Source organism: Pseudomonas sp. LTGT-11-2Z (assembly GCF_003691445.1).
Classification (GTDB): Bacteria; Pseudomonadota; Gammaproteobacteria; order Pseudomonadales; family Pseudomonadaceae; genus Aquipseudomonas; species Aquipseudomonas monteilii.
On sequence record NZ_CP033104.1, the window covers coordinates 3,144,977 to 3,157,743 of the forward strand.

14 protein-coding genes and 1 pseudogene are annotated in these 12,767 nt (G+C 62.9%); 8 read left to right on the forward strand and 7 right to left on the reverse strand.

The genetic code is table 11. From position 1 onward, the window contains the following. The first annotated feature begins 4 nt into the window (after positions 1-4). The 8 genes and pseudogenes from paaB (at position 5) to paaZ (ending at position 8,004) form a co-directional block, all read left to right on the forward strand. Positions 5-286 (forward strand): 1,2-phenylacetyl-CoA epoxidase subunit PaaB, encoded by a 282-nt coding sequence (paaB, locus tag D8767_RS14670; protein ID WP_004374528.1) that lies wholly within the window; start codon positions 5-7, stop codon positions 284-286. Positions 287-294: 8 nt separating this feature from the next. Continuing rightward, the gene (gene paaC, locus D8767_RS14675) at positions 295-1,053 is read left to right on the forward strand and encodes a 1,2-phenylacetyl-CoA epoxidase subunit PaaC (RefSeq protein WP_016715218.1); all 759 of its coding nucleotides are present in this window, start codon (positions 295-297) and stop codon (positions 1,051-1,053) included. Further along, complete coding sequence (gene paaD / locus D8767_RS14680) at positions 1,040-1,573, forward strand: 1,2-phenylacetyl-CoA epoxidase subunit PaaD (protein ID WP_016715219.1); 534 nt, start codon at positions 1,040-1,042, stop codon at positions 1,571-1,573. The genes paaC and paaD overlap by 14 nt, the downstream gene beginning before the upstream one ends. A gap of 15 nt (positions 1,574-1,588) precedes the next feature. Continuing rightward, complete coding sequence (paaE, locus tag D8767_RS14685) at positions 1,589-2,665, forward strand: 1,2-phenylacetyl-CoA epoxidase subunit PaaE (RefSeq protein ID WP_016715220.1); 1,077 nt, start codon at positions 1,589-1,591, stop codon at positions 2,663-2,665. 107 nt (positions 2,666-2,772) lie between these two features. Then, on the forward strand, positions 2,773-3,081 hold the full coding sequence (locus D8767_RS14690) for a DUF485 domain-containing protein (RefSeq protein WP_016715221.1): 309 nt from the start codon (positions 2,773-2,775) through the stop codon (positions 3,079-3,081). After that, positions 3,072-4,640, forward strand: a pseudogene (locus D8767_RS14695) (cation acetate symporter); the annotation flags it as partial. The gene D8767_RS14690 and the pseudogene D8767_RS14695, both read left to right, overlap by 10 nt. A gap of 39 nt (positions 4,641-4,679) precedes the next feature. Further along, complete coding sequence (locus D8767_RS14700; protein WP_016715223.1) at positions 4,680-5,912, forward strand: OprD family porin; 1,233 nt, start codon at positions 4,680-4,682, stop codon at positions 5,910-5,912. A 37-nt stretch (positions 5,913-5,949) separates the two neighbouring features. Further along, complete coding sequence (gene paaZ / locus D8767_RS14705) at positions 5,950-8,004, forward strand: phenylacetic acid degradation bifunctional protein PaaZ (RefSeq protein ID WP_016715224.1); 2,055 nt, start codon at positions 5,950-5,952, stop codon at positions 8,002-8,004. Positions 8,005-8,070: 66 nt separating this feature from the next. Here the strand turns inward: paaZ and D8767_RS14710 are convergent, their stop codons facing one another. The 7 genes from D8767_RS14710 to D8767_RS14740 all read right to left on the reverse strand — a co-directional run bounded on the left by D8767_RS14710 (position 8,071) and on the right by D8767_RS14740 (position 12,757). Then, entirely contained in the window at positions 8,071-8,340 is a 270-nt protein-coding gene (locus D8767_RS14710; protein ID WP_016715225.1) for a DUF6555 family protein, read from the reverse strand. A 115-nt stretch (positions 8,341-8,455) separates the two neighbouring features. Continuing rightward, positions 8,456-8,665 (reverse strand): general stress protein, encoded by a 210-nt coding sequence (locus D8767_RS14715; protein ID WP_016715226.1) that lies wholly within the window; start codon positions 8,663-8,665, stop codon positions 8,456-8,458. A gap of 166 nt (positions 8,666-8,831) precedes the next feature. Next, positions 8,832-9,383, reverse strand: a complete 552-nt coding sequence (locus D8767_RS14720) for an ATP-dependent Clp protease proteolytic subunit (RefSeq protein ID WP_016715227.1) — start codon at positions 9,381-9,383, stop codon at positions 8,832-8,834. 142 nt (positions 9,384-9,525) lie between these two features. Beyond that, entirely contained in the window at positions 9,526-10,113 is a 588-nt protein-coding gene (locus tag D8767_RS14725; RefSeq protein WP_016715228.1) for a nucleosidase, read from the reverse strand. 117 nt (positions 10,114-10,230) lie between these two features. After that, positions 10,231-10,413 (reverse strand): general stress protein, encoded by a 183-nt coding sequence (locus D8767_RS14730; RefSeq protein ID WP_016715229.1) that lies wholly within the window; start codon positions 10,411-10,413, stop codon positions 10,231-10,233. 147 nt (positions 10,414-10,560) lie between these two features. Next, on the reverse strand, positions 10,561-11,844 hold the full coding sequence (locus D8767_RS14735; protein WP_016715230.1) for an NTP/NDP exchange transporter: 1,284 nt from the start codon (positions 11,842-11,844) through the stop codon (positions 10,561-10,563). A gap of 4 nt (positions 11,845-11,848) precedes the next feature. Beyond that, a complete protein-coding gene (locus D8767_RS14740; protein WP_016715231.1) occupies positions 11,849-12,757 on the reverse strand; it encodes an aldo/keto reductase in 909 nt (302 codons plus the stop codon). Between the last annotated feature and the right edge of the window lie 10 nt (positions 12,758-12,767).

Genomic DNA, 12,767 nt, shown 5'->3' on the forward strand with positions numbered 1-12,767 from the left:
GAAAATGTCTGTCTGGACCCTCTACGAAGTGTTCGTGCGCAGCAAGCACGGCCTTAACCACAAGCACGTCGGCAGCGTCCACGCCGCCGATGCCGCCATGGCCATCGAGAACGCCCGCGAGCTGTACACCCGCCGCAGCGAAGGCGTCAGCCTGTGGGTGGTGCCCTCGGCGCTGATCACCGCGTCGTCCCCCGACGAGAAAGACCCGCTGTTCGCCCCTTCGGACGACAAGGTCTACCGCCATGCCAGCTTCTACGAACTGCCCGACGAAGTCGGACACATGTGAGGTTGGCCATGCACAACGAAGCCCTTATCCCCTACCTGCTGTTGCTTGGCGACAGTACCCTGGTACAAGGCCAGCGCCTTTGCGAGTGGTGTGGCCATGCCCCGGCCATCGAAGAAGAACTGGCCCTGATGAACGTCGGCCTCGATCTGGTAGGCCAAGCGCGCAATTGGCTGGAGTACGCCGCCGAGCTGCTGGATGACGGCCGCGACGCCGATGCCCTGGCCTTCCGCCGTGACGAGCGAGCCTACCGCAACCTGCTGCTGGTCGAGCAACCTAACGGCGATTACGCCGTGACCATGACCAAGCAGTTCCTCTACGACGCCTGGCACTTCGCCGTGCTGCAGGGGTTAGCTGGCTCCAGCGATGAACGTATCGCCGGTATCGCCGCCAAGGCATTGAAAGAAGTCACCTACCACCTGCGCCGTTCCAGCAAGTGGGTACAGCGCTTGGGTGGCGGCACCGCAGAGAGCCGCCAGCGCATACTTGCCGCCATTGCGTCACTGTGGCGTTTCACGGTCGAGCTGACGGCTGGCAGCGACAATGAAGGACAGCTCGCCAAAGCGGGTATCGCTGCCGACCCCGGTGCCGTGGGTGCTGCCTGGCTCAAGCAGGTAAGCGAAACCTTCGCCTCGGTCGAACTGCCTCTGCCAAAGGCTGCCAGCCACTTCTACCTGGACGGTCGCAAAGGCTTGCACACCGAACACCTGGGCCTGCTGCTGGCCGAAATGCAGTTCCTGCCAAGGGCCTACCCCGATGCAACCTGGTGAGCTGATTGCCGGCGACCGGGGTGCGCGGGCGCTGCAAGGTGACGACCTGGCCCGGGCATGGGCGGTGCTTGGCCAGGTCATGGACCCGGAAGTGCCCGTGGTCAGCGTGGTCGACCTGGGAATCGTTCGCGACCTCGACTGGCGCGCCGGCCACCTGCACCTGGTGGTTACCCCGACCTACTCCGGTTGCCCGGCCACCGAGGTGATCGAAGGTGATATCCGCCAGGCGCTGGAACAGGCCGGTTTTGCCGCGCCAGACCTTGAACGCCGGCTGACCCCGGCATGGAGCACTGACTGGATCAGCGAACTGGGCCGCGAGCGCCTGCGGGCTTACGGCATCGCGCCGCCTCAAGGCAGCGCCAGCAAGCGCAGCCTGCTCGGCGAAGTGCCCCAAGTGTGCTGCCCACAATGCGGCAGCGCCCATACCGAATTGCTCAGCCAGTTCGGCTCCACCGCGTGCAAGGCGCTGTACCGCTGCCGCGAGTGCCTGGAGCCGTTCGACTATTTCAAATGCATTTGAGCCGTGGAGAACGCCATGAGCCAGTTTCACAGCCTGACCATCAAGCAAGTGCGCAACGAGACCCGTGACGCGGTGTCGATTGCCTTCGACGTGCCCGAGCACTTGCAAGCGCAGTTCCGTTTCACCCAGGGGCAGTACCTGGTCGTGCGTACCCAGCTGGACAACGAAGAAGTGCGCCGTTCCTACTCCATCTGCAGCGCCGTCCAGGACGGTGAGCTGCGCGTGGCCGTAAAGCGCGTGCCCGGCGGGCGTTTCTCGGCGTTTGCCAATGATAGGCTCAAAGTTGGCCAGCAACTGGACGTGATGCCGCCATCGGGCAGCTTCTTCGTACCGCTGGACCCTGCCCGCCAGGGTAATTACCTGGGCGTGGCCGCCGGCAGCGGCATAACCCCCATCCTGTCGATCATTGGCACCACCCTGGCCAGCGAGCCACACAGCCGCTTCACCTTGCTGTACGGCAACCGCTCCAGCTCTGGCGCGCTGTTCCGCGACAAGCTCGAAGACCTGAAAAACCGGTACCTCGACCGCCTGAACCTGATTTTCGTATTCAGCCGCGAGCAGCAGGATGTCGACCTGTACAACGGTCGCATCGACGCTGACAAGTGCGGCCAGCTGTTTTCGCGCTGGCTGGACGTTCCAGGCCTGGACGCGGCCTTCATCTGCGGCCCCCAGGCGATGACCGAGACCGTACGCGACAGCTTGCAGGCCAACGGCCTGGGCAAGGAGCGCATCCATTTCGAGCTGTTCGCCGCTGCCGGTAACGAAGCACGACGCGAAGCCCGCGAAGCAGCGCGCCAGGTGGACGCGGCGCTCAGCCACATCACCGTGATCAGCGACGGACGCGCGCTCACCTTCGACTTGCCACGCAACACCCAGAACGTGCTGGACGCCGGCAATGCCATCGGCGCCGAGCTGCCCTACTCCTGCAAGGCCGGCGTGTGCTCTACCTGCAAGTGCCGGGTGATCGAAGGCGAAGTGGAAATGGACAGCAACCACGCACTGGAAGACTACGAAGTGGCGGCCGGGTATGTGCTGTCGTGCCAGACCTACCCGGTGAGCGACAAAGTGGTCCTCGATTTCGACCAACTCTGAGACCGAGTCGCCTGCTTCGCGGGCGCGCCCGCGAAGAGGCCATCAGCGACACCGCAACACCCGCGTGACCTCAACAAAACAATTACAACACCAAGAGATCGCTTGCCATGACACCCGAACGAATAGAAAGCATCGCCAAGCACCCCGACTTCCAGCACCTGGTACGGCGCAAACGCCGCCTCAACGGCAGCCTGACCCTGGCCATGCTGGTGATCTACTACGGCTTCGTCCTGCTGGTTGCGTTCTCGCCCAGCACCCTCGGCCAGTCCCTCAGCGGCGGCGTGACCACCGTGGGCATGCTGGTAGGTGTGCTGATGGTGCTGCTGTCCTTCGCCCTGACCGGCATCTACGTGCACCGCGCCAACAATGTGCTCGACCCGCTCAACGACAAGGTCAAGCAGGAGTGCGCACAATGAACTGGACTGCCATCTCGATGTTCATGGTGTTCGTCTGCTTCACCCTGCTGGTCACGCGCTGGGCTGCCCTGCGCACCCGCTCGGCCAGCGACTTCTATACCGCCGGCGGGGGGCTGACCGGCATGCAGAACGGCCTGGCGATCGCCGGCGACATGATCAGTGCCGCTTCCTTCCTGGGCATCTCGGCCATGATGTTCATGAACGGCTACGACGGCCTGCTGTATGCCCTTGGCGTGCTGGCCGGCTGGCCGATCATCCTGTTCCTGATCGCCGAGCGCCTGCGTAACCTGGGCAAGTACACGTTCGCCGACGTGGTCAGCTACCGCCTGGCACAAACGCCGGTGCGCCTCACATCGGCATTCGGCACCTTGGTCGTCGCATTGATGTATCTGGTCGCGCAGATGGTCGGCGCCGGCAAGCTGATCGAGCTGCTGTTCGGCATCAGCTACCTGTACGCGGTCATGCTGGTCGGTGTGTTGATGGTTGCCTACGTCACCTTCGGCGGTATGCTCGCCACCACCTGGGTGCAGATCATCAAGGCAGTCATGCTGCTTTCGGGCACCAGCTTCATGGCCTTCATGGTGCTCAAGCATTTCGGCTTCAGCACCGAAGCCATGTTCGCCAGCGCCGTGGCCGTGCATGCCAAGGGGCAGGCAATCATGGCCCCGGGTGGCTTGCTGTCCAACCCGATTGATGCCATTTCCCTTGGCTTGGGCATGATGTTCGGCACCGCTGGCCTGCCGCATATCCTGATGCGCTTCTTCACCGTGAGCGACGCCAAGGAAGCACGCAAGAGCGTGTTCTATGCCACCGGCTTCATCGGCTACTTCTACCTGCTGCTGATCGTCATTGGCTTTGGCGCCATCGTCATGGTTGGCACCGAGCCGTCCTACCGCGATGCCACCGGCGCCATCATCGGCGGCGGCAACATGGTCGCCGTGCATCTGGCCCAGGCCGTGGGCGGCAACCTATTCCTTGGTTTCATCTCTGCCGTGGCCTTCGCCACCATCCTGGCCGTGGTTGCCGGCCTGGCGCTGTCTGGCGCATCGGCCGTGTCCCACGATCTGTACGCCTGCGTGTTCCGTCAAGGCAAGGCCACCGAGCAGGAAGAAATGCGTGTGTCGCGTATCGCCACCCTGCTGATAGGCCTGCTGGCAGTGATCCTCGGCCTGCTGTTCGAGTCGCAGAACATCGCCTTCCTCTCCGGCCTGGTACTGGCAGTGGCTGCCTCGGTGAATTTCCCGGTGCTGCTGCTCTCGATGTTCTGGAAGGGGCTGACCACCCGTGGCGCGGTATGCGGCAGCATGGCTGGCCTGGTTACGGCAGTGCTGCTGGTGGTGCTTGGCCCGGCGGTGTGGGTCAACGTGCTGCACAACGAAAAAGCATTGTTCCCTTACAGCAACCCGGCGCTGTTCTCCATGAGCCTGGCGTTCCTCAGCGCCTGGGTGTTCTCGGTCACCGACAGCTCTGAGCGTGCCACTGAAGAGCGCGGCCGCTACCTGGCCCAGTTCATCCGCTCCATGACCGGTATCGGCGCCGCCGGCGCCAGCAAGCACTGACTTCAAGGACGAACAATCATGTCGGGTAAAACAACAACAATGAACCGCACGCACTTCATGTCAGCTGCCTGGCTGGCCACCCTCGCATTGCCATTGCCAGCGATGGCAGACTTCATCAGCGACAGCCACGCACGGCTGGAGCTGCGTAACCACTACATCAACCGCGACTTCCGCCAAAACAATGCCCCGCAGGCCAAGGCCGAGGAATGGGGCCAGGGCTTTACCGCCAAGCTTGAGTCGGGCTTCACCGAAGGCCCGGTCGGTTTTGGCGTCGATGCCATGGGCCAGCTGGGTATCAAGCTCGACTCCAGTCGCGACCGCCGCAACACCGGCTTGCTGCCCTTTGGACCAAACAGCCATGAACCGGTCGATGACTACAGCGAACTGGGCCTGACCGGCAAGGTGCGCGTGTCCAAAAGCACATTGCGCCTGGGCACGCTGCAACCCATCTTGCCGGTGGTGGTCTACAACGACACCCGCCTGCTGGCGTCCACCTTCCAGGGTGGCCTGTTGACCAGCCAGGACCTTGATGGCTTCACCTTCAACGCCGGCCGCCTGACCAAGGCCAACCTGCGCGATTCCTCGGGCCGGGACGACATCGGCTATGGCGCTGCTACCAGCGACCACCTGGACTTCGGCGGTGGCAGCTATGCCATCACCCCGCAAACCAGCGTCAGCTACTACTACGCCAAACTCGAAGACATCTACCGCCAGCAGTTCGTGGGCCTGATCGATACCCGTCCGTTGAGCGAAGGTGTGAGCCTGCGCAGCGACCTGCGCTACTTCGACAGCCGCAACGATGGCGCCGAGCGTGCCGGCAACATCGACAACCGCAACTTCAACGCCATGTTCACGCTCGGCGTACGGGCGCACAAGTTCACCGCCACCTGGCAGCAGATGTCCGGCGACAGCGCCTTCCCGTTCGTCAACGGCGGCGACCCGTTCACGGTCAACCTGGTCACCTACAACACCTTCACCCGTGCCGGGCTGGACTCATGGCAAGTGCGCTATGACTACGACTTTGTGGCGATGGGCATCCCCGGCCTGAGTTTCATGACCCGCTACACCGACGGCCGCCACGCCGAAACCGCCACCGTCAGCAATGGCCGCGAGCGCGAACGCGACACCGACATCACCTACGTCATCCAGAGTGGCCCGTTCAAAGACGTGAGCCTGCGCTGGCGCAATGTCACTTTCCGTTCCGGCAATGGCCTGACCAATGCTGTGGACGAGAACCGTTTGATCATCGGCTACACCCTGGCGCTGTGGTAACAGCGCGCCCCTACATTTGAACAGCATGGAGAACAGCATGTCTGCCGCCCCTACCCTGCAAAGCTTCATTGCCGGCCGTTGGCTGGGCCAGCATGGCGCTCAGGCCCTGCGCAGTGCCCTCGACGGCCACGTGCTTGCCTACAGCCATGAAGAGCGCCCGGACTTCGCCGAAGCCGTGGACTACGCACGAGCCCGTGGCCTTGCCAGCTTGATGGCCATGGACTTCCAGCAGCGCGCCCAGCGCCTCAAAGCCCTGGCCTTGTACCTGGCCGAACGCAAGGAACAGCTTTACGCCTTGTCGCACCACAGCGGCGCTACCCGTGCCGACAGCTGGATCGACATCGAGGGTGGTAACGCCACGTTGTTCTCGTACGCGGGCATTGGCAGCCGTGAGTTGCCGTCGGGTAACCTGGTGCACGAAGGCCCTGCCATTGCGCTGGGCAAACAAGGCCATTTCGCCGGCAGCCACATCCTGGTGCCGCGTGCAGGCGTTGCGGTGCACATCAACGCGTTCAACTTCCCCATCTGGGGCATGCTGGAAAAATTCGCGCCGACCTTCCTGGCCGGCATGCCTTGTATCGTCAAGCCTGCGACCTCCACCAGCTACCTGACCGAAGCCGTGGTGCGCCTGATGAACGCCTCCGGCTTGCTGCCGGAAGGTAGCCTGCAATTGGTGATCGGCAGCACAGGCGACTTGCTCGACCGCCTGCAAGGTCAGGATGTCGTGACCTTCACCGGCTCCGCCGATACCGCTGCCAAATTGCGCGTCACGCCGAACCTGATACGTAATTCGGTACCTTTCACCGCAGAGGCGGATTCGCTGAACTGTGCCATCCTCGGACCGGACGTAAGCCCGGACAGCGAAGAGTTCGATCTGTATATCAAGGAGGTGGTGCGTGAAATGACCACCAAGGCCGGGCAGAAATGCACGGCCATCCGCCGGGCCATTGTGCCGGCCAGGCACATCGATGCCGTTGCCACACGCTTGCGCGAGCGCCTGAGCAAAGTCGTGGTTGGCGACCCCTCGCTGGAAGGCGTGCGCATGGGTGCCCTGGCCTCCCACGACCAGCAGCACGACGTGGCCGAGCGGGTACGCAGCCTGCTGCAAAGCTGTGACCAGCTGTTCGGCGCCAGCGATGGCTTTGCCCCGCGCGGCGAGGGTGTGGCTGAAGGGGCGTTCTTCGCCCCGACCCTGCTGCAAGCCCGCGACCCGCACGCCGAAGGCGGCGCTCACGACATCGAAGCGTTCGGCCCGGTCAGCACGCTGATGGCCTACGATGACCTTGACGAAGCCTTGGCGCTGGCCGCGCGGGGCAAAGGCAGCCTGGTGGCAACCCTGGTCACCGCCGACCGTAGCGTGGCTGCCAAGGCCATTCCGGTGGCGGCTGCCTGGCATGGCCGCCTGCTGGTGCTCGACAGCGAGGCCGCGAAGGAGTCCACCGGCCATGGCTCGCCATTGCCGCAACTCAAGCACGGCGGCCCTGGCCGGGCCGGTGGTGGTGAAGAGCTGGGTGGCCTGCGTGCGGTCAAGCACTACCTGCAGCGTGCCGCTGTCCAGGGTTCGCCGAGCATGCTCACGGCAGTCACCGGCGAATACGTGCGCGGTGGCGAAGTGATCGAAACCGAAGTGCACCCGTTCCGCCGCTACTTCCAGCAGCTGCGCATTGGCGAGTCGCTGCTGACCCACCGCCGCACGGTGACCGAAGCCGACCTGGTCAATTTCGGCTGCCTGTCGGGTGACCACTTCTACATGCATTTCGACGAAATCGCAGCCAAGGAATCGCAGTTTGGCAAGCGCATTGCCCATGGCTACTTCGTGCTGTCGGCGGCAGCCGGCCTGTTCGTGTCGCCGGGTGCCGGGCCGGTGTTGGCCAACTATGGCCTGGATACCCTGCGTTTCATCAACCCGGTGGGCATTGGCGACACCATCCAGGCGCGTTTGACCTGCAAGCGCAAAATCGACCAAGGCAAGACCAGCCCGCTGGGCCAGCCGCAGGGTGTGGTGGCGTGGGATGTAGAAGTCACTAACCAACTGGGGGAGCTGGTGGCCAGCTATGACATCCTGACCTTGGTGTTGAAGCAGCCGGAGTGATGGTTTGACCTCGCCGGCCACTTCACGGGTTCAACCGCGAAGTGGCCGGCAGCTTCAGGTGTGGCATCAACGCATTGCCGCCGGATCCACCGCCGACTGGTTCGGCTTGCTCCCCGAAATTCGCCAGGTCACTTCGGTAATCCCGTAGCGCTCGGCCATGGGCCGGCTGATCTTCCGGATTTTTTCGCGCCCGAACTTGGGAATGATGCCGATGCCCGCATCGCAACTTGCCCAATGCCAGGCCTCGGCATTGTCCAACCGCTCCAGACGAATGATGAAACTGCGCGGCTGGCCATGCAGTTGGTAATCGATGATGTACAGTTGTGGGCTAGGCATCGCAGGGGGCCTCCTCTTCTCCATGGATGACAACCTGATTGATCCGGGCATGGCCAGATAATTCAAAAAAATGTCGAACAATTAGAACCCTTAACCCTACGGTGGGGATGTTCAGTCACTGGCTGCGGCTGCGCCCGTGGCTATTTTGCCCCCCTTTGCGGCCCGCTTCCGATGCCCGCTGGCGGTCATTGGCAAAATTGCCGCCAGAAGCCTGCCCTCCCTTTTGCCCGGCGCGGGAGGCGCGCTCCCTGTCGTTGGCGAAGTTGCCTGGGTTGGTTTCCTTGGTGCCACCACGTTGGCCGGTTTGCGCTTGATCCTGTGCCATGTCATTACTCCTTGCGAGGAATTGGCGGGTTGCATGGCCAGTACCATGCCCTAATTCCGAGCCGCCAATTGCAAGGTCTGCTCAATCGTTTTGCCCGCAGGTGACGAGCGGCACGAAACTGTTACGGGCAAAATGTTTGCGCGGCAAAGCTGCCGGCCTTTCACCGTCAAGCGTGAACACTCCACTGAACCGCATCCACGTCGATCGGCATTTCATCAATGGCATGGATCATCCCGTTCTCCAGCGCCTCCCGTGGCCCCAATATGCGCGGATAGGCCATCAGATACCGCGGCACATCCAGTACCTCAGCGGCGCCTTTGGTGCGTTCGGCGACGATCTGCGCATACAAGCGCAAATCGTAATCCAGACTCATGGCGTACTCGGCCATCCGTGAATGGTCCACCGAGCCATGCAAGGTCCAATGAAACGGGTGGAACAGGAACTTGCTGTAACTGCATGCCGTACGCCGCTCCCCGGCCAGGAACAGAATATTACCCATGGACTCCACCGTGCCCAGGTTGTGCGTCTGCACCTGGATCGGTAACGCCCGCAGGAAGTTGTACAGGGTAAACCCGTAGCTGCACTCGCCCCCCATGGTGGCGATGTTCAGTTGCAGTACCTCGGCCCCCTGCTGCAACGCCCGTGAACAGGTATTGACCAGGTTGCCGCAGGTTGACGAGTTGATAGGCCCGGTGAAATGGATGATATGTCGTGCCATGTTTGCCTCCAGGGTTGGCAGGTCATTCCTTGGACTTGGCGTGTATGCGGTGGAAACGTCAACCGCCGCAAAGTTCAACCCGACCTCACCCTGTTGGCGCAACGCCATGCAGAGGCCGTCTGGCCTGGCGTTACGACACAGGTTACACGTGGCTGAACAACACCCGCTTGAACGCTTCGGCCGCCAAGTGAACCTGCACCGCCCAGTCATCCGCTGCATCGCTGCCGGCATCGTCGGAAATGTACTTGAGGCAAACAAAAGGTATGTTTTCGTCGCGTGCGATCAATGCCAGCACATAGGCTTCCATGTCGACCACGTCATAGGGCGCATCGCCATGGTTGATCTCGAAGTTGTCGCCACTGCCACAGGTTTCCTGTGCCAGCCCGGGGATAGCGGTGCCGTGCTCCAGTACCACCGGTATGTCCGACAGCGGCGTTTCATACCGGGCAAAGCCCAATGGCGTCACGTCCATGTCGCGTTGCACGAAGCGGCTACAACACACCACCTCGCCCTTGCCATGGCGCTGGCTGCCCGCCGAGCCCAGGTTCACGATCAGCTTTGGGCGGTGCGCCGCAATGGCTTTGGTCAGGGCGATGGCAGCATTCACCTTGCCAATACCCGTGAACACGGTGCGCACCTCGGTGAATACATCGCCCGCCTCGGCCTCGAGGGCGAAGACGAATAGCGTGTCATCCAGGGAAATGTCAGGGAATTGCTTGATCAGCATCATGGAGCAGATGATTCCGGGTGGCTGCAAAGGGCGCCGCCATTGTCGGCCAACCCTGGCTAATTGCAAACCCCCGGTTCATTGCAGTGCCAGGTCGCCCCGGCACTGCCATCAGGTCACTTACGAGCGGCCGCCCTTACGGCCCGACTCGCTATCGTGGGGCATGTTGCCGCCCGAAGACTGGCCGCCCTTGCGTCCGGCTTCGGAGGCCTTTTCACGATCGTTGGCGAAGTTGCCCGGGTTCTTGCTACCACCCTGGCTGCCTTGTTGATTGCCGGTGCGGCTGTTTTCTTTGTTGGCCATGGTCTTGAAACCTCGTATGACTTAGGTGTGCACGGCACGTTGCCGTACACAGGTTGTGAGTACGGCTCCCTCGGGGGATTCGGTTTATTGCGAGGGGTTCGGACCGGTGGCGTTAAATAAGCGACAACGCCATATTTGGGGCGCCTGTCAGTCGTGCGGCGGGCTATCCAGGCGAGCTTGTCGGCGGCCCAGCCAGCCACCGGTCACTGCCCAGCCCAAGGCAATCAATGCGCCGATGAGCATCGCCAGTTGCGGGTGCTCGCCCACCACGTCCAGTGCCCGCTTGACCCAGCCGCTCAAGGCATCGCCACCCCGGTAGACCACCGTGTCGATGAAGTTCTTGGCCTTGTACTTGTCCTCGGCCGGCAGTACCGTGAACAGCATTTCCCGCCCAGGCCGCACCAGTGCATATTCGCCAGCTCGGCGCACCACCATGACCCCCACGAACACGGCGAACACCGGGGCCAGCGCCAGCCACACAAAGCCCACAGCCATCACCAGCGGCACCGCTACCAGCAACACCCCCACGCCCAACCGACGCGCCAGGCGGCCCGTGAGGAATACCTGAGTAAGGATGGCCAATGCCTGCACGACGGTGTCGATCAGGCCGAACACCTGGGTTTGCCGGGTGCGATCGGCAAAGGTTTCGCTGACGATGCGTGCCTGCTCGAAATACAAGAAGGTGCTGACGCTGGCCAGCAACACGACGAACAGCGCGATCCCCAGCAGATACGGCGAGCACAGTACGGCGGTGGCACCGGCAAACGGGTTGCCGCCCAAAGGTCGCGATCCCGAGCGTTGGGCTTGTGCCGGCAGAGGTTGGCGTGCTCGCCAGCGTTGCAGGAACAGGGCCGCGCTACTGCTGCCCAGCAGCAATACCGCCGCCAGCACCAGCAGCCCGGCATGGCCCAGCGGCGCCACCAGCAAGGTGCCCAGCAGGGGGCCACTTAGCCCGCCCAGGCTAGCCCCAGCTGCCAGCAGGCCGAACAAACGCTTGCCCTGGGCCGTGGAAAACAGATCAGCAAGCACGCTCCAGGCCAGGGATATGGTCAGCAGGTTGAATACCGACAGCCAGATGTAGAAGGCCCGGGCCGCCCACACGTCGTCAGGGGCAACTGCGAACAGGGCGGCGAACAGCAGCAGGTTGCTGGCAAAGAAGCCATAGGTCCACGGCAGGATGAGCCTGCGTTGCACCCTGGACGCCAGCCAGCCGAACAGCGGCAGGCACGCCAGGGTGGCAATGAAAGTGCCGGTGAACAGCCATTGCAGGCTGTCCACCCCACCGGCAATACCCATGGTTTCGCGCACCGGACGCAGCATGAAGTAACCGGTGAACAGCAGGTAGAACAGCAGCAAGCCGGCGATGACCGCCGGCCCCTCGCCGGGCTCGATGTTCAGCCCTTGATCGAGCCGCCGCCGCCACGCTTGCATGGTGTCAGGCAAACTGCTTGATCAGCGCCTGTTGCTGCGCCTGACTAAGCAGGGGTTCATGCCCGGCCTTCAGCTGGTCGAGCTGGCGTTCGGGCCGGCCGGTGGCGGGGATGACCGTGGTCACCGCCGGATGGCTGATGGCAAACTTCAGAAACAGCTGCGCCCAGCTGCCGATGCCTGCTTCTGCGGCCCAGCCGGGCAACGCCTGGTCCTTGACCCGCGCAAACAGGCGGCCATCGTCGAAAGCACGGTTGATCAGCACCGCAACACCTTTGTCCTGGCAAAGCGGCAGCAGTGCGTGGGCTGCGTCGGGGGCGTTGACCGAGTAGTTGATCTGGATGAAGTCCAGCGGCTCGCTGCGCACGATGCGGGCGACTTCGTCCTGGCCACTGTTCAGGTAATGGGTGATGCCGACGTAACGGGCCTTGCCCTGCTGCTTCAGCTCACGGGCGTAGGGCAGCTGGGTCCGCCACTCACGCAAATTGTGAATTTGCAGCAAGTCGACTTTGTCGGTACGCAGGCTCTTCAGGCTGCCGGCCCACTGTGCTTCGGCCTCGGCCCGGCTGTTGGCAGCGATCTTGGTGGCTATGAAGCACTGCCGGTGCCAGCCACCCTCCTCAAGCAACTGGCCGAGTATGCTGTCGGCGCCACCATAATTGGGCGACGTATCGATCACCCGGCCACCGCCTTCGAAAAAGGCCTTGAGCACGATTTTCAGCTGCTCGTACTGAGCCGAGCCAGCGTCCACTTCGAAGCTGCCCGAGGTACCGGCACCGATCACCGGCAACGCCTCACCTGTGGACGGCACTTTACGGGTCAGCAGGCCGGCCGGGCTGGCGGCATGCAGCCAAGGGGCCGCCGCCAGCAAGCTCAAGGCGGCACTGGCGCGTAGGACATCACGACGTGCGTACATGGAAAGCTCC

Coding starts and splice junctions, on each gene's coding strand:
- paaC (WP_016715218.1), top strand. CDS start 295: ATGCACAACGAAGCCCTTATCCCCTACCTGCTGTTGCTTGGCGACAGT.
- D8767_RS14740 (WP_016715231.1), bottom strand. CDS start 12,757: ATGTACGCACGTCGTGATGTCCTACGCGCCAGTGCCGCCTTGAGCTTG.
- D8767_RS14735 (WP_016715230.1), bottom strand. CDS start 11,844: ATGCAAGCGTGGCGGCGGCGGCTCGATCAAGGGCTGAACATCGAGCCC.
- paaD (WP_016715219.1), top strand. CDS start 1,040: ATGCAACCTGGTGAGCTGATTGCCGGCGACCGGGGTGCGCGGGCGCTG.
- D8767_RS14700 (WP_016715223.1), top strand. CDS start 4,680: ATGAACCGCACGCACTTCATGTCAGCTGCCTGGCTGGCCACCCTCGCA.
- D8767_RS14690 (WP_016715221.1), top strand. CDS start 2,773: ATGACACCCGAACGAATAGAAAGCATCGCCAAGCACCCCGACTTCCAG.
- D8767_RS14730 (WP_016715229.1), bottom strand. CDS start 10,413: ATGGCCAACAAAGAAAACAGCCGCACCGGCAATCAACAAGGCAGCCAG.
- paaE (WP_016715220.1), top strand. CDS start 1,589: ATGAGCCAGTTTCACAGCCTGACCATCAAGCAAGTGCGCAACGAGACC.
- paaB (WP_004374528.1), top strand. CDS start 5: ATGTCTGTCTGGACCCTCTACGAAGTGTTCGTGCGCAGCAAGCACGGC.
- D8767_RS14720 (WP_016715227.1), bottom strand. CDS start 9,383: ATGGCACGACATATCATCCATTTCACCGGGCCTATCAACTCGTCAACC.
- D8767_RS14710 (WP_016715225.1), bottom strand. CDS start 8,340: ATGCCTAGCCCACAACTGTACATCATCGATTACCAACTGCATGGCCAG.
- D8767_RS14725 (WP_016715228.1), bottom strand. CDS start 10,113: ATGATGCTGATCAAGCAATTCCCTGACATTTCCCTGGATGACACGCTA.
- D8767_RS14715 (WP_016715226.1), bottom strand. CDS start 8,665: ATGGCACAGGATCAAGCGCAAACCGGCCAACGTGGTGGCACCAAGGAA.
- paaZ (WP_016715224.1), top strand. CDS start 5,950: ATGTCTGCCGCCCCTACCCTGCAAAGCTTCATTGCCGGCCGTTGGCTG.